Raw genomic sequence first — 19202 nt, forward strand, 5'->3', positions numbered from 1 at the left:
CGGCCAACCTCATCTGACCGGGCGCGCCCTGCTAAACTCTCGCCCCCGCTTCAACAGACCAAACGAGAATGTCCCGACTCAACCCTCGGCAGCAGGAAGCCGTGAACTACGTCGGCGGCCCACTGCTGGTGCTCGCCGGCGCCGGCTCCGGCAAGACCAGCGTGATCACCCGCAAGATCGCCTACCTGGTGCAACAGTGCGGCATCCAGGCCCGCCACATCGTCGCCATGACCTTCACCAACAAGGCCGCGCGCGAGATGAAGGAGCGCGTCGGCACCCTGCTCAAGGGCGCCGAGGCGCGCGGTCTGACCGTGTCCACCTTCCATAACCTGGGCATGAACATCATCCGCAAGGAATATGCGCGTCTGGGCTACAAGCCCGGCTTCTCGATCTTCGATGACGGCGACATCAAGGCGCTGCTCACCGACATCATGCAGAAGGAATATTCCGGTGACGACGGCGCCGATGAGATCAAGAACACCATCGACAGCTGGAAGAACGACCTGATCCTGCCCGACGAGGCGTTGGCCAACGCGCGCAACCCCAAGGAGCAGACCGCTGCCATCGTCTACCTGCACTACCAGCGCACGCTCAAGGCGTACAACGCGGTGGACTTCAACGACCTGATCCTGCTGCCGGTCAAACTCTTCCAGGAGCATGCCGACATCTTGGAGAAGTGGCAGAACCGCATTCGTTACCTGCTGGTCGACGAATATCAGGACACCAACGCCAGCCAGTACCTGCTGGTCAAACTGCTGGTGGGCATGCGCAACCAGTTCACCGTGGTTGGCGATGACGACCAGTCGATCTACGCCTGGCGTGGCGCGCGCCCGGAAAACCTGATGCTGCTCAAAGAGGACTACCCGTCCCTGAAAGTGGTGATGCTGGAGCAGAACTACCGCTCCACCAGCCGCATCCTGAAATGCGCCAACATCCTCATCGCCAACAACCCGCACGTGTTCGAGAAGCAGCTGTGGTCGGAGATGGGCCATGGCGACGAGATCCGCGTGATCCGCACACGCAACGAGGACGCCGAGTGTGAGCGGGTGGCGCTTGAGATCCTCACCGAGCACCTGCGTACCCAGCGCCCCTATAGCGATTTCGCCATCCTCTACCGCGGCAACTACCAGGCCAAGCTGATGGAGCTGAAGCTGCAGCACCACCAGATTCCCTATCGCCTGTCGGGCGGCACCAGCTTCTTCGCCCGCCAGGAGGTGAAAGACCTGATGAGCTACTTCCGCCTGCTGGTCAACCCGGACGACGACAACGCCTTTCTGCGGGTGATCAACGTGCCGCGCCGCGAGATCGGCTCCACCACCCTGGAAAAACTCGGCAACTACGCCAGCGAGCGCGGCATCTCGATGTACGCCGCGTCCGACGAGATCGGCCTCGGCGCGCATCTCGATGCCCGCTACGCCGAGCGCCTGTCGCGCTTCAAGCACTGGATGGACAACGTGCGCCAGCAATGCGTGGTCAACGAGCCGATTGCCGCCATCCGCAGCATGGTGATGGACATCGACTACGAGAACTGGCTCAGGCAGAACGCCTCCAGCGACAAGGTGGCCGATGCGCGCATGGGCAACGTCTGGTTCCTCGTCGACGCGCTGAAGAGCACGCTGGAGAAGGACGAAGACGGCGAAATGACCATCGAGGACGCCATCGGCAAGCTGGTGCTGCGCGACATGCTCGAGCGCCAGCAGGAAGAGGAAGAAGGCGCCGAGGGTGTGCAGATGATGACCATGCACGCCTCCAAGGGCCTGGAATTTCCCTCGGTGTACATCATTGGCTTCGAGGAAGAGATCCTGCCGCACCGTTCCAGCATCGAGGCCGACACCATCGAGGAAGAACGGCGCCTGGCCTACGTCGGCATCACCCGCGCCAAACGCAACCTGGCGCTGACATTCGCCGCCAAGCGCAAGCAGTACGGCGAGGTGATCGACTGCACGCCGAGCCGCTTCCTCGACGAGCTGCCGCCGGAGGACCTGGTCTGGGAAGGCCAGGAAGATGCACCGGTGGAAGTAAAAGCAGCGCGCGGCAACGATGCATTGGCGGCGATGCGGGCGATGTTGAAGAAGTAGCGCCGCCCACGCGGCTGTAGGGTGGATCACGCTGCATCGATCCACCGGGTGGCGGCCCACTGGGTGGCGATTGACCGGCGGGCAATTCACCAGATGGCGCGGCACCGAGCGGGACCACGGTGGATGAAAAGAGCGTCATCCACCCTACAAGCTTCGCGCCGAGGGCGACGCTCCCACCTGTCCGCGACGCTTTTTCGTGGGAGCCGCGACCCCGCGGCGAATGCAGGCTGAGGGTGGATCACGCTGCACCGATCCACCGGGTGGCGGCCCACTGGGTGGCGATTGACCGGCGGGCAATTCACCAGATGGCGCGGCACCGAGCGGGACCACGGTGGATGAAAAGAGCGTCATCCACCCTACAAGCTTCGCGCCGAGGGCGACGCTCCCACCTGTCCGCGACGCTTTTTCGTGGGAGCCGCGACCCCGCGGCGAATGCAGGCTGAGGGTGGATCACGCTGCACCGATCCACCGGGTGGCGGCCCACCGGGTGGCGATTGACCGGCGGGCAATTCACCAGATGGCGCGGCACCGAGCGGGACCACGGTGGATGAAAAGAGCGTCATCCACCCTACAAGCTTCGCGCCGAGGGCGACGCTCCCACCTGTCCGCGACGCTTTTTCGTGGGAGCCGCGACCCCGCGGCGAATGCAGGCGAGGGTGGATCACGCTGCATCGATCCACCGGGTGGCGGTCCACCACGTGTCGCTCCACCGAGCGGGACCACGGTGGATGAAAAGAGCGTCATCCACCCTACAAGCTTCGCGCCGAGGGCGACGCTCCCACCTGTCCGCGACGCTTTTTCGTGGGAGCCGCGACCCCGCGGCGAATGCAGGCGAGGGTGGATCACGCTGCATCGATCCACCGGGTGGCGGTCCACCACGTGTCGCTCCACCGAGCGGGACCACGGTGGATGAAAAGAGCGTCATCCACCCTACCCATTGCCGACCGAGTAGCCGCTGGCGGGTGGTACACCACCGCTATGTCACGGTGGATGCACGAAGCGACATCCACCCTACGCCACCTTAACCGCTGACGATCGCCTCCAGCTCGCCGGCTGCCGTGCGCAGGCGCGGCACGAACGCCAACAGCGACTCCATTGAGCAACGAATCACCGGCGCGTGGGTGAACAGGCAGGCGCTCAGCTCGCCGCGGCCATCGCGCACCGGCACGGCGCAGGCGACCATGCCGTCGATGAATTCCTCCGAATCGGTCGCCAGATCCTCCTCACGAATCCGCACCAGGTCGTCGCGCAAGGCGCTGAGGTCAGTAAGGGTGTTGCGCGCCAGCTGGCGGATCGGCAGGCGCGGCAGGATGCGTTCGAGCTGGTCGTCCGGCAGCGACGCGAGGTAGAGCTTGCCGCTGGCAGTGCACCAGAGCGGCGTATGGCTGCCGATGGGCAGATTGATCTGCAGCGGCCAGTTGGTCTGCACCCGGTCGAAATACAGCATGTCCAGGCCATCGGGCACGGACAGGCCACAGGTTTCGCCAATCTCGTCGGACAGCTGACGCAGGATCGCCTGACGCAACGCCTTGTGCCGACCGCTGCCGAGGATGTTCACCGCCGTGGCATGCAGCCGATCGCCCGGCAGCAGACCGCCGCGCAAGCCGAACTGCAGGAAGCCTTCCTTTTCCAGCGTCTGCACCAGGCGGTGGGCGCTGGCCTTCGGAATATCCAGTTTTTCGGCCAACGCGCTGGGCGTCAGCGGCTCCGCGGCGCCGGCCACGGCTTCGATGATTTCCAGCACGCGGGTGATGGAGGAGCCTTTTTCACGAGGGGTACTGCGCATCGTCTGCCTTGTTGTTCAAAGAGTGGACCGCCATAGCGCGGAATGGGTGTATCGACGCATGTAGGTTGAACACGCTGGTGGGCTGAAGCCCACCCTACGCGCGTCTAATCATGATCCGCATCGAGAAATTCGCGCCCAGGGCGGATTACCTCTGCCCATACCATCTTCATCGAAGAAGAGAGGCGAACGCCCGCCGCCCGTGCATGCCCGGTTCGGTAGGGTGGGCTTCAGCCCACCAAGACGCCCCCTGCACATGCCTACTTCATGGTCGGCATGGAGAAGTCCGCCCCCGCGCGGATGCCGGTCGGCCAGCGGCGGGTCACGGTCTTCATGCGGGTGAAGAAACGCACGCCATCCGGGCCGTGCATGTTCAGCGGGCCGAATACCGAGCGTTTCCAACCGCCGAAGCAGTGGAAGGCCATGGGCACCGGGATCGGCACGTTGACGCCGACCATGCCGACCTTGACGTTCTCCTCGAACTGGCGCGCGGTGTCGCCGTCGCGGGTGAAGATCGAAGTGCCGTTACCGTACTCGTGGTCGTTGATCAGCTTGAGCGCCTCATCGAAGCTCTTGACCCGCACCACAGCAAGCACCGGACCGAAGATTTCTTCCCGGTAGATGCGCATGTTCGGGGTGACCCGGTCGAACAGCGTCGGGCCCACATAGAAGCCGTTCTCGTAGCCCTGAACGCTATAACCACGGCCGTCGCACACCAGGGTGGCGCCTTCTTTCTCGCCCAGATCGATATAGCCGAGCACCTTCTGCTGATGCTCGCGGGTGACCAGCGGCCCCATGTGCGGCTCAGGCTCGACACCGGTGCCCGGCCCGGTACGCATCTGGCTGATCTCGCCCTTGAGCATCTCGATCAGATTGTCCGCCACCTCATCACCGACACAGACCGCCACCGAGATCGCCATGCAGCGCTCCCCGGCCGAACCGTAGGCGGCGCCCATCAGCGAGCTGACCACCTGCTGCGGATCAGCGTCGGGCATGATCACCATATGGTTCTTCGCGCCGCCCAAGGCCTGGCAGCGCTTACCGTGCGCCGATGCGGTGCTGTAGATGTACTCGGCAATCGGTGTCGAGCCGACGAAACTCACCGACTGCACACGCTCGTCAGTCAGCAGCACGTCTACCGCTTCCTTGTCGCCGTTGACGATATTCAGCACGCCCGCTGGCAGCCCGGCTTCGGCCAGCAGTTCGCCAAGCAGCATGGTCGCGCTCGGGTCCTTTTCCGAGGGTTTGAGGACGAAGGTATTACCGCAGGCGATGGCCACCGGCAGCATCCACAGCGGCACCATGGCCGGGAAGTTGAACGGCGTGATGCCGACGCAGACTCCCAGTGGCTGCATCAGCGAGTTGGAATCGATGTCGCGTCCGACGTTGGGCGAGAACTCGCCCTTGATCAGGTGCGGAATGCCGCAGGCGAACTCCACCACTTCAAGGCCGCGGGTGACCTCGCCCTGGGCGTCGGAGAACACCTTGCCGTGCTCCAGCGAGATCAGCCGCGCGACATCGTCACGACGGGCTTCCAGCAGCGCCTTGAAGCGGAACATGACGCGGGCACGCACCAGCGGCGGCGTCTTCGACCAGCCGTCGAACGCGGCCTGGGCGGCGGCGATGGCCTCGCGGGTTTCATCCGCCGAGGACAGCGAAACGTACAGGCGAGGCTCGCCGGTGGCCGGGTTGTAGACGGTGGCGTGACGTTCGGAGCGGCCGGCGACGGCCTCGTTGTTGATCAGGTTGCCGAGGGTCTGCATGGGACTCACTCCTGGTTCCAGACGGTTTCGTAAAGGTCGATGATTTCCGCTTCGCTGGGTACGCGCGGGTTGTTGCCGGGCGAGCCCGAAGCCAGCGCCTGCTTGGCCATGGTTTCGCGCAGTTCGAAGAAGCGCTCGCGCGCGATGCCGAACTGCTCTGGGCTGGGCACCTGCAATTCCTGGTTGATCGCGCGCAGCTCGGTCAGCAGTTTTTCGTTGGCCGCTTCGACGCTGTCGGTCTGCGCCGCGACGCCCATGGCCCGCGCGCAGTCGGCATAACGCTCCGGCGCAGCGGGAATCGAGAACGCGGTGATCGCCGGCAGCAGCATGGCGTTGGACAGCCCGTGCGGCACATGGAAGAACGCCCCGATAGGCCGGCTCATGCCATGCACCAGCGCCACCGAAGCGTTGGAGAAGGCAATGCCGGCCAGGGTCGCGCCGAGCATCATCGCCTCGCGGGCCTGACGATTAGCCGGCTCGTGGTAGGCCGCGCGCAAGTTCGGCGCCAGCAAACGCATGGCCTGCAGCGCCTGCGCATCGCTGTAGAGACTGGCCTTGCGGCTGACATAGGCCTCGATGGCGTGGGTCAGCGCATCGATGCCGGTGTCGGCGGTCACACGCGGCGGCAGTGACAGGGTCAGCTCATAGTCGATCAGCGCGGCCACCGGCATGAAGCCAAGCCCGGCGCAGAGCATTTTCTCGTCGCTGGTTTCGTCAGTGATGATGGTGAAACGCGTGGCTTCCGAGCCGGTCCCGGCCGTGGTCGGGATGGCGATCAGCGGCAGGCCGGCTTCGCTGACGTCGCGCGGGAAGCGGTAGTCGCGCATCTCGCCGCCAAACTTGCCGAGAATGCCGATGGCCTTGGCCGAGTCGATTGGGCTGCCGCCGCCGAGGGCGATGATCGAGTCGTAGCTGCCCGCGCGCACCATCTCGACGCCTGCCCGGATCGAGGCGGCGGTCGGCTCCGGCAGCGTGTCAGCGAAGCAGTCGCTGGAGATATCGGCCTTACGCAGCGTCTCGCTGATCCGCGCGACATAGCCCAGCTCGACCATCATCCGGTCGGTGACGATCAGCGGCCGTTTGCAGCCGAGATTCTGAAGGACGGAGACGATCTGCTGGCTGGCGCCGGCGCCGACTTCCATCAGACGCGGCAGGACGATGCGATGGCTCATGGTGTTCTCCGGTGGGCAATGGCGCGCGTACAACGCCGGCGACTGCCGGACGAAGCACGAGAAAACCTCAGGTCTCGATGGTCATGTTGAGACAGCGTGTCTCACTTGGCCTGAGACTAGAAAACAATCCGCGCAGCCGTCAACCAATAACGAGACGTTTTTTCTCGTTATTGGTTTATTCATTAATCCGGCGGCGGACATGGTTGGGACCGTGAGCGCTTCGCTAGCAAGCGGCCCCTCGCGAATCGATCCGGCCATAGTCACCCGCATAGTCGCTCGATAGCCAAGTCGCCCAACGGTTTCGCGGGAGCGAGCTTGCTCGTGAATAGCAGCACGGACGCCAGATAGTGGCGTGAAGAATGGATACAACCAGCCGAGCGTGAGCGCCCGCCGAACCGCTATCGGCCGGGATCGACCAGGCGCCGCAGCAACGCGTCGCCGTCGCTTTGCAGGCGTTGGCGAGTCTGCCCGGCCTGTTCGCGGGCCGCTGCGCTGTCGAGGCTCGGCATATCGGCGTCGACGTTGATCAGCGCCGCGCTGAGCCCTGCATGGATGAGGATGGCACCGGCCTGGACGTCGCTCTGTACGGTCGCGGCAGTACGTGGCCAGGCGTCGACGGCGATGTCGAGCGCCTCCAGACAGCAATGCGCCAACGCCAACGGGACGGCACAGGCCTGTCGCGCCGCCGCCCGCTTATCTGCAGTCTCGCCATCGCGCGCCGCGCTCAGGTAATCGCTGAACGCCTGCATATCGTCATCGGCGAAGGTCCCCGGCCGGCCCAGCAGCGCTTCGGCTTGTTGCATAAGCTGTCGGCGCGCCGCATCGGAGCCATGCGCCTCGCTGATGCGCAGCCCCTTCACCACTAGCGCCAGGCCGATGTCGGCGGTGACCGCAGCCGCCGCACCGCAACCGGGCGTCGGGTTGTCGGCCGCCGCCGCTGTACGGAAATCGGCCAGCGGTTGGGCCCAGACGCTGTGGCCTTCGCTCATTGGCCGTCGCGTGCCGCGCGGTTGCCCCAGGCCAGCAAGACATCGAGCATGCGGTTGGAAAAGGCCCATTCGTTGTCATACCAGGCCAGCACCTTGACCAGATCACCCTGGACGCGGGTATGGCTGAGGTCCGCCACGCACGAGGTTGAATGGCCGAAGAAGTCGCGGGACACCAGTGGCAGGTCGTTGCACTCCAACACCCCGAGCGGCATCTTCTGCGCGCCGTCACGCAGGATCTGGTTGATTGCTTCGACGCTGCCGGGTGCCCGCTCGGCAGTGAAGGTCAGGTCCACCAGCGACACGTTGGGCGTCGGCACCCGCACCGCCAAACCGTCCAGGCGGCCGGCGAGCTCCGGCAGCACCAGACCGATGGCCTTCGCCGCGCCAGTGGTCGAGGGAATCATCGATTCCGCGGCGGCGCGGGCACGGTAGAGATCCTTGTGCGCCTTGTCCAGCAAGCTCTGGTCATTGGTGTAGGAATGCACCGTGTTGAGCAGGCCCTGACGAATCCCTACCGCCTCGTGCAACACCTTGGCCAGGGGCGCCAGGCAGTTGGTGGTGCAGGACGCGTTGGAGATCACCCGCTGGCTGCCGAGCAGCTCATGGTTGACGCCATAGACCACCGTCAGGTCCGCGCCATCGAGCGGATGCGAGGCGAACACCCGACCGGCTCCGGCCTGCAGGTGTTGCTCGATCATGTCGCGCTTCTTGAATTTGCCGGTGCACTCGAGCACCACGTCGGCCCCGAGCTGCTTCCAGGGTAGCTGGGTAGGGTCGCGCTCCTGTAACAGGCGGATCGACTGGCCGCGGATCTGCATGACGTCGTCGTGCAGGTCGACCTGGCCATGAAAGCGCCCGAAGGTGGTATCGAAGCGCGTCAGGTGAGCCATCGCGGCACGCTCGCTGAGGTCATTGATCGCCTCGATGTGGATCTGGTTTTCCAGGTTCCGCTCGAACAAGGCTCGCAATACAGCTCGACCGATGCGGCCATAACCGTTGATAGCAATACGCAACATGGCGATCTCCCGGTGTCGTTGAGGCTGGTAAAGGTTAGTCGGAGTATCCCCGGGTCGCGTTCAGTACCGTCCGACGGAGATCAACGAATCGGGGAAACCGGAGCACCGCTCGTCAGTCGTAACCTTCACAGGGCCGTTGCGCCGGCCCTGCCTCACACCGGAAAAGGGCTACGAGCAATGAGCGAGTCACCCAAGGCACCCTGGTGGAAAGGCGCCACCATCTATCAGATCTACCCGCGTTCCTTCGCCGACAGCAATGGCGACGGCATCGGCGACCTCAACGGCGTGCTGCGCCATCTCGATCACCTGCAACAGCTGGGCGTCGACGCTCTGTGGCTGTCACCGATCTTCCGCTCGCCCATGGCCGATGCGGGCTATGACATCAGTGATTACTGCGACATCGACCCGTTGTTCGGCTCGCTGGCCGACATCGATCAGCTGATCGCCGAAGCCCATGCCCGCAACATTCGCGTGCTGCTGGACTTCGTGCCCAATCACACCTCCGACGAGCACCCCTGGTTCGTCGAGTCGCGCAGTTCGCGAGACAACCCCAAGCGCGACTGGTACATCTGGCGCGATCAGCCGAACAACTGGCGTGCCGCGCTGGGTGCCGGCAGCGCCTGGACCTGGGACGAGCACACCCAGCAGTACTACCTGCACCTGTTCCTCGCCAAACAGCCGGACCTCAACTGGCGCAACCCCGAAGTGGTCGAGGCGATGCATAACGTGCTGCGCTTCTGGCTCGACCGCGGCGTCGACGGCTTCCGTATCGACGTCATCCACTGCACCGGCAAGGACGAAAGCTTCGCCGACGACCCGCGCTGCCAGGCCGGTCAACCGCTCTCGGATTTCAACGATCAGCCCTACAGTCATGAAGTGCTCCGCGGGCTGCGCCGCCTGGCAGACAGCTATCCAGGCGACCGCATGCTGGTCGGGGAGGTGAACATCCGCTCCACCGAACGCGTGCTGCAGTACTACGGCGCGGGCGACGAGCTGCATCTGGCCTTCAACTTCAACCCGCTCGATGCCCCCTGGGACCCGGTGCTGTTCCGCACCTGCATCCGCGAGGTCGAGCACTGGTTGCAGCCGGCCGGGGCCTGGCCGACCTGGGTGCTGTCCAATCACGACAACGTGCGCCAGCGCAGCCGCTATCAGGGCTCCGAGCAGGCCGCCCGCGCCGCGGCAGTACTCTTGCTGACGCTGCGCGGCACGCCGTTCATCTATCAGGGTGAAGAGTTGGGTCTGGAGGATGCGCTGATCACGGCCGAAACCCGTGTCGATCCGGGTGGCCGGGACGGCTGCCGTGCGCCCATCCCCTGGCAAGCCGAGCCCCCTCACGGCTGGAGCGGCGCGGAGCCCTGGCTACCTTTCCCACCCGAAGCCGACGAACTGGCGGCGGAGCGACAGACCGGTGCAGCGAACTCCATGTTTGCGCTTTACCAACGGCTGCTGGCGGCACGTAAAGCCAGCCCGGCACTTCATCACGGTGACTTCGAAGAGCTGCCGTCACATCCCGAAGTGCTGGTTTATCGCCGACGGCTTGGCGACGACTGCCGCCTGGTCTGCATCAACTTCGCCGAACAACCCCACGCCTACCCACACACCGGCAACTGGCGCGTGGAAGTCGCCAGCAACGGGGTCGGCGAAGGCGAGCCCTATGGCGGAACCCTGAACCCAGGGCAAGCCGTCGTCCTGCGTCCAACGGAGAACTGAGCATGCGCCCACTCTGGTACCGCAACGCGGTGATCTATCAGGTCGATCCCGCCCTGTTCCGCGACAGCAATGGCGACGGCTGCGGCGATTTGCGCGGCATTGCCGAGCGCCTGGACTACATCCGCGGCCTGGGCGCGACGGCGGTGTGGATCATGCCCTGCTACGACTCGCCCTTTCTCGATGCGGGCTACGACGTCACTGATCATCTTCAGATCGCGCCGCGCTTCGGCGATCTCGCCGACATGGTCGCGCTTCTGGAGAAGGCCGAGGAGCTGGGTCTTCACGTCATCGTCGAGCTTTTGGTGCAGCACACATCCAATGAACACAAGTGGTTTCAGGAAGCGCGCCGCGACCGCAACTCGCCCTACCGCGACTATTACATCTGGGCCGACGAGCCAGATGACGCCATGAAGCCGATCTTCCCGACGGTCGAAGACAGCGTCTGGACTTGGGACGAAGAAGCCGGGCAGTACTACCGCCACCTGTTCTACAAGCACGAGCCCGACCTGAACCTGACCAACCCACGCGTGATTCACGAGATCGAACGGATCATGTCGTTCTGGCTGCGCCTGGGCGTCTCGGGATTCCGCATCGACGCGGCCGTGCACATGGTTCGCCAGGCCGGGGGCGGCGACCTGAAAAAAGGCTACTGGCTGCTCGAGCACATGCGTGATTTCGTTACCATGCGCCGGCCGGAAACGGTCCTGCTTGGCGAGATCGACACCGATCCGGAGAAGTACGTCGAATACTTCGGCGACGAGGCCGACCGCGTCACCCTGCTGCTGGACTTCTGGACCAACAACCACCTGTTCCTGGCGCTGGCACGGCAACAGGCCGAACCCCTGACGCGCGCGCTCAACGCTCAGCCGCTGCCGCCCAGCCATTCGCAATATGCGTTATGGATTCGCAACCATGACGAGCTGAGCCTCGACCGGCTGGACGAGAGCGAACGCAATGAAGTGATGGACACCTTCGCACCCGACCCGAAGATGCGCGCTTACAACCGCGGCATCCGTCGAAGGCTCGCGCCCATGCTCGACGGTGATGAGCGCCGGATCGCCGCCACCCACGCCCTGCTCTTCTCGTTACCGGGAACGCCGATCATCCGTTACGGCGAAGAGATCGGCATGGGCGACGACATGGAACGCCCCGAGCGGCAGGCCGTACGGACACCCATGCAGTGGTCCAACGAACCCAACGCCGGGTTCTCCTGCACCACCGGCGAGCTGGCCGCCCCCTTGATCGATGAAGGCCCCTTCGCCTTCGACAAGATCAATGTGTTCGCCCAGACCCTGCGCAGCGACTCGCTGATGGCGCGCACCGGGAACATGATTCGCACCCGCATCGGGCTGCGCGAGATCGGCATCGGCAAGCGTTCTACCGTCGAGGTCGACGACCCGGCCGTATTCGCCATTCGCCACGACAACAGTTCGACGGTACTTATGCTGGTCAACCTGGCGGATCAGGAGACAACTGTCAGCATTGAGGCTGATGACTTGCAAGACATGGTCGACGTGCTCGCCGATTGCGATTACGACCAACCTGAAGGCGCGCCGCTGAAGATCCGGCTAGGGCCCTATGGCTACCGCTGGCTGCGGCGTAAACAACAACTGTTTGGATAAACGATGATCATCCAACTCGATGCGTCCCGGTGGCGCGGCTGGCACGGCGACGATTTCCCCCATGATTGCTGGCACGTCTCGGGCGATGAACTCCATGCCGTCGCCGGCACGCGGCGGATCGATCTGATATCCCGGGAGCGTTACCGCGACTTCGTGCTGCGCCTGGAATTCGCGTTGCCGGTCGCGGGCAATTCCGGGCTGTTCTGTCGCGTCGAAGAAGAGGCCGCGCTGAGCTGGCACAGCGGGCCTGAAATGCAACTGCTCGACGATCAGGGCCATCCCGACGGCAGCGAGCCAACGACGCGCAACGGTGCGCTGTATGGGCTGCTGCGGCCTGAGCAGGAAACGCCGATCGCACCAGGGCAGTTCATCGAAGCCGCATTGAGCGTGCGTGGCGGCGAAGTCGAACACTGGCTCGGCGGGCGCCGCGTGTTGCGCTATCGGCTGGACGATCCCGCGTTGCGTGAGCGCATCGCCAACAGCAAATTCAGCGGCTACCCGCGCTTCGCCCAGGCCGCTGAAGGCCACGTGGTGATCCAGCACCACGGCGAAGCAGCCTGCTTTCGCCGCCTGTCGATCGAAACACCGGACTGAACGGTCCCCTTGGACCGCGACGCGGATTTGAGCGAGAATGCGCGGCTTTCCAGGCTGCGGTAAGCCGTGACGAACGGAGGCTGGAGCGAAACGAGCTGGGCGCTCGCCGGTTGATGGCGCAGCGCCCAACTGGTTTTCGGCGCCCCGATTCGTCAAGCGAGCCCGGCCGCTCACGCTTGAGGTAGCGCGTTCGTGGAACAGCTGAAACAGAAGATCCGCAATGAAGGCATCGTACTCTCCGACCGCGTACTCAAGGTCGATGCTTTCCTGAATCACCAGATCGACCCGGTGCTGATGCAACAGATCGGTCACGAATTCGCGTGCCGGTTCCGCGATGACGGCATCACCAAGATCGTCACCATCGAAGCCTCGGGCATTGCGCCTGCGATCATGGCCGGCCTGGAACTGGGCGTACCGGTGATCTTCGCCCGCAAACACCAATCGCTGACCTTGACCGACCACCTGCTGACCGCCTCGGTGTACTCCTTCACCAAGCAGGTCGAGAGCACCATCGCGATTTCCACCAATCACCTGTCGCCGAGCGACCGTGTGCTGGTCATCGACGATTTCCTCGCCAACGGCAAAGCAGCCAAAGGGCTGATCTCGATCATCCAGCAGGCAGGCGCCAGCATCGCCGGGATCGGTATCGTCATCGAGAAGTCGTTCCAGGCGGGCCGGCAAGAGCTGGAAGAAGCGGGCTTTCGCGTCGAATCGCTGGCCCGCGTCGCCGCGCTCAGCGACGGCCAGGTGGTCTTCGTCGAGTAAGCGCGGGCGCTATTCCCTGCGCCACAGATCGACCAGCGCACCCTGGGTTCCGGCAACCGGATCGCTCACCGGCACGCCGACCTTTAGCGCGCGTGCCTGCGCCTGGTCATGGCTGGCTTCGTCCGGGCGCAGCAAGTCGTATTGCTGGTCCACCGGGTAGCCGCCTACCACTTCGAAGTCATCGCTGGCGCCGAGCTGGCAATGACCGGTGCCGGCCGGCAGCACCAGTGCGTCTCCCGCACGCACCTCGACTTCGCGGCCCTGTTCGCCACCGAGCATCAGCCGTGCCGACCCCCGCGACACCCCCAGGACTTCGTGCGCCGTGGAATGGTAGTGATGGTAGTCAAAGACACCGGCACGCCATTGAGCCGGCCAAAGATGACTGTCGAACAACCGCTCGAAGGCGCCGGCATAGTCGCCATCGGCCAGTGGCAGCTGGCGGTATATCAGCACCGGATGCGGGCTGTTCGGCGTGCGGCCGTCGCTGGAAAACAGCAACTGCTCGGGTTGCGGGGCGGAGCTGGGCATAGGCACCTCGTCGTGCGGGCCTGAGCCAGCGACACGGCAGCTCAGGGACCGGTTTGAAGTTTCGACCCGAGGCCCCCGCGCTTTTCTCCCCGCCAGAAACAACAAAGCCGCCCGAAGGCGGCTTGTCTGACCGGCTGAACTCAGAGACCGGACATGTGCTTGATGGCGGCAAGCAGTTCGTCGTCCGAGCAATCGGCACAGGTGCCTTTCGGCGGCATGGCGTTGATACCAGAAATGGCCTTGGCCAGCAGGCCGTCAAGACCGCCTTCCTTGTCGGCCCGAGCCTGCCACGCAGCGGTATCGCCTACTTTCGGCGAATTGAGCAAGCCGGAGCCGTGGCAGGCGCCACAGAACTTGCCGACCACGTCTTCACCGCTGCGGGCAGCGCCGCCAGCGGCCGCAGTGGCGGCACCAGCAGCCGCGCACTCCTCGCCTTGAATACACACTTCGCCCACCGGCTTGAGCCGCTCGGCGATGTCGTCGTTGGTCGCAGCCTGAGCGCTCACTGCCCACAGGGCCACTACGGCAGTCTGTGCTACCAGGATCTTCTTAATCAGGTTCACCTTACACCCTCATGTGGCTAGACACGCCCGCGGCCACGGTAACGCGAGCGGCGGCTAGTATAGCGGCAAGCCATGCTTGCCGAAACAACCCATGTCGCGCAGCCCAGTCCAGCGACCTTGTGTCGCACCGCCCCCCACTTTCGCATGTGCCCGTCAGAAATTGGCGGGCGTGGTGGCGCTGATCAGCTTGGCCGGCGCATCGAATGGATTATGGAAGCGATGCGGCTTGTTACTGTCGAAATAGTAGCTATCGCCCGTCTCGAGCACGTAGGTCTGGCCGTTCACGGTCAGCTCCAGCCGCCCTTCGACCAGCATGCCGGCCTCTTCGCCCTGGTGCGCCAGCATGTCCGTACCGGTATCGGCACCCGGCGGGTAGGTCTCGGAGAGAAAGGCGATCGCCCGCCCCGGATGCGCCTTGCCGATGAGCTTCATGCTCACCGCGCCGTCGGATATATCGATCAGCTCGCCTGCCTTGTAAACGACCTGGGTGTCACCTTCCTGCTCGAAATCGGGCGAAAAGAACTCGACCAGCGACATCGGAATGCCGCCCAGCACCTTTTTCAGCGAACTGATCGAAGGACTGACGCTGTTCTTCTCGATCATCGAGATCGTGCTGTTGGTAACGCCCGCACGCTTGGCTAGCTCACGCTGGGAAAGGCCTTTGAGTTTGCGGATGGTTTGCAGTCGAACGCCGACGTCCAATAGGGGAGCCTCCCAAGCAAGCGCGATAGACATAGGTGGCTATGATGGCGAGGGCGTTCGCTATTTTCAACACATCAGGACGAATTGCCGAGACGCGTACGGCCAAAGGCCTATCAGTCCGGCAATGCTGCGACCACCGAGAGCTCGACCAGAATCTCCGGTTCGCACAGCCTGGCTTCGACGGTGGCGCGCGCCGGGGCGACCCCGGCGGGCAACCAGGTATCCCAGACGGCATTCATTCCGGCGAAGTCGGCTTCGATGTCCTTCAGATAGATGGTGACGGACAGGATGTGCTGCTTGTCGGTGCCCGCCTGGCGCAGCAGCCGTTCGATGTTATCGAGGGTTTCGCGGGTCTGCTGCTCAATGCCCGCGCTCAGGTCTTCACCCACCTGCCCGGCCAGATAAACCGTGTCGCGATGGATGACGATCTGACTCATTCGCGAATCAGTGTGCAGGCGCTGTATGGGCATGTTTGCCAGACTCCTTGTGAGTACCGTAACGGGAAATATCCAGGCCATCGGTGCTGATCTGGGTGCGTTTCTTCGCCAGCAGGTCGGCGAGCACGCGACCAGAGCCGCAGGCCATGGTCCAGCCCAGGGTACCGTGGCCGGTGTTCAAAAACAGGTTGCGATAGGACGTTGCGCCGATGATCGGCGTGCCGTCCGGAGTCGCCGGCCGCAAGCCGGTCCAAAGCTCCGCGCGACTCGGGTCACCGCCCAGCGGAAACAGATCCCCTACTACCATCTCCAGGGTTTCGCGCCGCCGTGGGTTCAGCGACAGATCGTGCCCGGCGATTTCGGCCATGCCACCGACCCGAATGCGCTGATCGAAACGGGTGATGGCGACCTTGTAGGTCTCATCGAGCACGGTCGAGACCGGCGCCATGCTCGGATTGCTGATCGGGACGGTCAACGAATAGCCCTTGAGCGGGTAGACCGGCGCATGGATGCCCAGCGGCTTGAGCATCTGCGGGCTGTAGCTGCCCAGCGCCAGCACGTAGCGATCGGCCTTTTCCAGCTTGCCGTCGATCCAGACGCCATCGAGACGATCGCCGGAAAACTCCAGCCGCTGAATGTCCTGCTCGAAGCGAAACTCGACGCCGAGCCCTCGCGCCATCTCGGCCAGCCGGGTGGTGAACATCTGGCAATCGCCGGTCTGATCGTTGGGCAGGCGCAATGCGCCGCTGAGCTTGTCGGAAACACGTGCGAGGGCCGGTTCGACCCGGGCGATGCCGGCCCGGTCGAGCAGCTCGTACGGCACGCCGGATGCCTGCAGCACGGCGATGTCCTTGGCCGCACTATCCAGTTGCGCCTGGGTGCGGAACAGCTGGGTGGTACCGCATTGCCGGCCTTCGTATTCGATACCGGTTTCGGCACGCAGCTCGTCGAGGCAATCGCGGCTGTATTCGGACAACCGCACCATGCGCTCCTTGTTCACCGCATAGCGCGCCGCCGTGCAGTTACGCAGCATTTGCGCCATCCACAGGTACTGCTGGATATCGCCGGTGAGCTTGATGGCCAGCGGTGCGTGACGCTGCATCAGCCATTTCATCGCCTTGAGCGGCACGCCCGGCGCGGCCCAGGGAGAGGCATAGCCAGGCGACACCTGGCCGGCGTTGGCGAAACTGGTTTCCATGGCCACCGCCGGCTGGCGGTCGACCACCACGACCTCGAAACCCGCACGTGCCAGATAGTAGGCACTGGTGGTACCGATCACGCCGCTACCCATCACCAGAACACGCATCGCCGCCTCCCGCCCGTTCAGTGCCGGGCTTTTTCGAGTCACTGTTAAGCGGAGTATAGGAAGCTGCGAGTAGGGTTTTTCGCTATATAACAGGCTATATTTGCGATTTATTCACGCCTTTAAACCCTTCAATGGAGGCGATGCGCCTATGAGAACCAAGCATCAGACCCGCCGCGAACTGGACAAAATCGATCGCCAGATCCTCCGCCTGCTGCAAGCTGAAGGACGCATGCCCTTCACCGAGCTGGGCGAACGCATCGGCCTGTCCACCACGCCGTGCACCGAGCGGGTCAGGCGTCTGGAACGTGAAGGCATCATCATGGGTTACACCGCGCGGCTGAACCCCCAGCATCTCAAGGGCGGCCTGCTGGTATTCGTCGAGATCAGCCTGGCCTACAAATCGGGCGATATCTTCGAGGAGTTCCGCCGCGCGGTGCTCAAGCTGCCCCACGTGCTGGAATGCCATCTGGTTTCGGGCGACTTCGACTACCTGATCAAGGCGCGCATCTCGGAGATGGCCTCCTACCGGAAGCTGCTCGGCGACATCCTGCTCAAGCTGCCGCACGTCCGTGAATCGAAGAGTTACATCGTCATGGAAGAAGTGAAGGAGTCGCTCGAACTGCCGGTACCGGATTGACCGCCGCGCTGAAGCCTCGAAGCCAAACGCAACGAGCTGAGCGCTTGGCGTGCCAGAGCGATCCGTTCCGGCGATGCAGCGCCGCGCATCCACCCGATTGTTCGGACTTCGGAGCATTGCGCCCGAGCTGCTTTTTTGCGCTGGGTCCGATCGACGGTCTACCCTTCGGCCAGACAAAATCGTCCAAGGCTCGATCATGACCCACCGCAAACAGGCCGACCATCCGCACGCTCACGCCCCGTCCTACTACGCAGCCAGCACCAATCGCACCCTCGAATTCGCGCCGTTGGAAGGCGAACAGCACGCCGACGTGTGCGTGGTGGGCGGTGGTTTCAGCGGCCTCAACACGGCCATCGAACTCGCCGAACGGGGATTCTCCGTGGTGCTGCTCGAAGCGCACCGCATCGCCTGGGGCGCCAGCGGGCGCAACGGCGGGCAGCTGATTCGCGGTGTCGGCCATGATGTCGAGCAGTTCCAGACGGTACTCGGTGCCGACGGGGTCGACGCCCTCAAGCGCATGGGCTTCGAGGCCGTCGACATCGTCCGCCAGCGCGTCGAGCGCTACCGCATCGACTGCGACCTGACCTGGGGCTACTGCGACCTGGCCACCAAGCCACGGCATGTCGCGGGATTCGAGGCGGAGCGAGCCGATCTCGAACGCCTCGGCTATTCGCATCCGCTGCGCCTGGTTGCGCAACACGCCATGCACGAGGTGATCGGTTCCGATCGTTATCTCGGCGGGCTGGTGGACATGGGCTCGGGGCATCTGCACCCGCTCAATCTCGCCCTCGGCGAAGCCGCGGCGGCCCAGGCGCTCGGCGTGCGTCTGTTCGAGGGCTCAGCGGTGCAGCGCATCGATTACGGCCCGCGGGTACAGGTGCATACCGCACGAGGCAGCGTCCGCGCCGAACACCTGGTGCTGGCCTGCAACGCCTATCTGCAGGGGTTGCAGCCGGACCTGGCAGGCAAGGTGCTGCCGGCCGGCAGTTACATCATCGCCACCGAACCCTTGCCCGCAGCGCTGGCTCACGAACTGTTGCCGCAGAACATGGCGGTCTGCGATCAGCGCGTGGCGCTGGATTATTTCCGCCTCGCGGCCGATGGCCGGCTGCTGTTCGGCGGGGCCTGCCATTATTCCGGCCGCGACCCGAAGAACATCGCCGCCTACATGCAGCCCAAGATGCTCAAGGTATTCAGGCAACTGCAAGGCATCGGCATCGATTACCAGTGGGGCGGTATGATCGGCATCGGCGCCAACCGGCTGCCACAGATCGGGCGGCTGACCGACCATGCCAACGTCTACTATGCCCAGGCCTATTCCGGCCACGGGCTGAACGCGACCCACCTGGCCGGCCGGTTGCTGGCCGAAGCCATCAGCGGCCAGGCGCAGGGCCGCTTCGACCTGTTCGCTGCCGTGCCACACCCGACCTTTCCGGGAGGCCAGCGGCTGCGCTCGCCACTGCTGGCGCTGGGCATGCTTTGGTATCGACTCAAGGACCTGTTCTGAATTTCACCGTTGCGCTGGCGTCCAATC

General features: G+C 64.1%; 17 protein-coding genes. 7 read left to right on the forward strand and 10 right to left on the reverse strand.

Annotation, left to right across the window (positions count from 1 at the left end; genetic code table 11):
* Positions 1 to 68: 68 nt before the first annotated feature.
* Entirely contained in the window at positions 69 to 2078 is a 2010-nt protein-coding gene (gene rep / locus KVO92_RS20570; protein WP_217477450.1) for a DNA helicase Rep, read from the forward strand.
* 1021 nt (positions 2079 to 3099) lie between these two features.
* Here rep and KVO92_RS20575 read toward each other — a convergent pair.
* The 5 genes from KVO92_RS20575 to gap form a co-directional block, all read right to left on the reverse strand.
* On the reverse strand, positions 3100 to 3864 hold the full coding sequence (locus KVO92_RS20575; protein WP_217477451.1) for an IclR family transcriptional regulator: 765 nt from the start codon (positions 3862 to 3864) through the stop codon (positions 3100 to 3102).
* Between the two features lie 257 nt (positions 3865 to 4121).
* Positions 4122 to 5624, reverse strand: a complete 1503-nt coding sequence (locus tag KVO92_RS20580) for a CoA-acylating methylmalonate-semialdehyde dehydrogenase (RefSeq protein WP_217477452.1) — start codon at positions 5622 to 5624, stop codon at positions 4122 to 4124.
* A 5-nt stretch (positions 5625 to 5629) separates the two neighbouring features.
* Entirely contained in the window at positions 5630 to 6796 is a 1167-nt protein-coding gene (locus KVO92_RS20585) for an iron-containing alcohol dehydrogenase (protein ID WP_217477453.1), read from the reverse strand.
* Positions 6797 to 7194: 398 nt separating this feature from the next.
* On the reverse strand, positions 7195 to 7785 hold the full coding sequence (locus KVO92_RS20590) for a cyclodeaminase/cyclohydrolase family protein (RefSeq protein WP_217477454.1): 591 nt from the start codon (positions 7783 to 7785) through the stop codon (positions 7195 to 7197).
* Complete coding sequence (gene gap, locus KVO92_RS20595; protein ID WP_217477455.1) at positions 7782 to 8801, reverse strand: type I glyceraldehyde-3-phosphate dehydrogenase; 1020 nt, start codon at positions 8799 to 8801, stop codon at positions 7782 to 7784. Before gap ends, KVO92_RS20590 begins: the two co-directional genes overlap by 4 nt.
* Positions 8802 to 8978: 177 nt before the next feature.
* Between gap and KVO92_RS20600 the strand changes: the two genes are divergently transcribed.
* From KVO92_RS20600 to xpt, 4 genes are all read left to right on the forward strand, one after another.
* Positions 8979 to 10514: an alpha-amylase family glycosyl hydrolase gene (locus KVO92_RS20600; RefSeq protein WP_217477456.1), complete on the forward strand. Its 1536-nt coding sequence runs from the start codon at positions 8979 to 8981 to the stop codon at positions 10512 to 10514.
* 2 nt (positions 10515 to 10516) lie between these two features.
* Entirely contained in the window at positions 10517 to 12136 is a 1620-nt protein-coding gene (locus KVO92_RS20605) for an alpha-amylase family protein (protein WP_217477457.1), read from the forward strand.
* A gap of 3 nt (positions 12137 to 12139) precedes the next feature.
* On the forward strand, positions 12140 to 12730 hold the full coding sequence (locus KVO92_RS20610) for a 3-keto-disaccharide hydrolase (protein WP_254621598.1): 591 nt from the start codon (positions 12140 to 12142) through the stop codon (positions 12728 to 12730).
* A gap of 192 nt (positions 12731 to 12922) precedes the next feature.
* Complete coding sequence (gene xpt, locus KVO92_RS20615) at positions 12923 to 13495, forward strand: xanthine phosphoribosyltransferase (RefSeq protein ID WP_217477458.1); 573 nt, start codon at positions 12923 to 12925, stop codon at positions 13493 to 13495.
* A gap of 9 nt (positions 13496 to 13504) precedes the next feature.
* On the opposite strand, the gene KVO92_RS20620 is transcribed toward xpt, so the two are convergent.
* The 5 genes from KVO92_RS20620 to dadA form a co-directional block, all read right to left on the reverse strand.
* Positions 13505 to 14023 (reverse strand): cupin domain-containing protein, encoded by a 519-nt coding sequence (locus KVO92_RS20620; RefSeq protein WP_217477459.1) that lies wholly within the window; start codon positions 14021 to 14023, stop codon positions 13505 to 13507.
* A 140-nt stretch (positions 14024 to 14163) separates the two neighbouring features.
* Entirely contained in the window at positions 14164 to 14586 is a 423-nt protein-coding gene (locus KVO92_RS20625; protein WP_336512659.1) for a c-type cytochrome, read from the reverse strand.
* A gap of 153 nt (positions 14587 to 14739) precedes the next feature.
* The gene (locus KVO92_RS20630) at positions 14740 to 15288 is read right to left on the reverse strand and encodes a cupin domain-containing protein (RefSeq protein ID WP_217477460.1); all 549 of its coding nucleotides are present in this window, start codon (positions 15286 to 15288) and stop codon (positions 14740 to 14742) included.
* Positions 15289 to 15401: 113 nt separating this feature from the next.
* Positions 15402 to 15758, reverse strand: coding sequence for a RidA family protein (locus KVO92_RS20635; RefSeq protein ID WP_217477461.1), 357 nt, complete (start codon positions 15756 to 15758; stop codon positions 15402 to 15404).
* Positions 15733 to 17031, reverse strand: coding sequence for a D-amino acid dehydrogenase (gene dadA / locus KVO92_RS20640; protein WP_217477462.1), 1299 nt, complete (start codon positions 17029 to 17031; stop codon positions 15733 to 15735). The genes KVO92_RS20635 and dadA overlap by 26 nt, the downstream gene beginning before the upstream one ends.
* Before the next feature lie 148 nt (positions 17032 to 17179).
* On the opposite strand from dadA, the gene KVO92_RS20645 reads away from it, so the two are divergent.
* Together KVO92_RS20645 and KVO92_RS20650 are read left to right on the forward strand one after the other, a co-directional pair.
* On the forward strand, positions 17180 to 17668 hold the full coding sequence (locus tag KVO92_RS20645; protein ID WP_021207170.1) for an Lrp/AsnC ligand binding domain-containing protein: 489 nt from the start codon (positions 17180 to 17182) through the stop codon (positions 17666 to 17668).
* A gap of 196 nt (positions 17669 to 17864) precedes the next feature.
* Positions 17865 to 19175 carry an NAD(P)/FAD-dependent oxidoreductase gene (locus tag KVO92_RS20650; RefSeq protein ID WP_217477463.1) on the forward strand — a complete coding sequence of 437 codons (1311 nt, stop codon included), beginning with the start codon at positions 17865 to 17867 and terminating at the stop codon, positions 19173 to 19175.
* Positions 19176 to 19202: the final 27 nt, after the last annotated feature.

It is taken from the genome of Stutzerimonas stutzeri (assembly GCF_019090095.1).
Classification (GTDB): Bacteria; Pseudomonadota; Gammaproteobacteria; order Pseudomonadales; family Pseudomonadaceae; genus Stutzerimonas; species Stutzerimonas stutzeri_AN.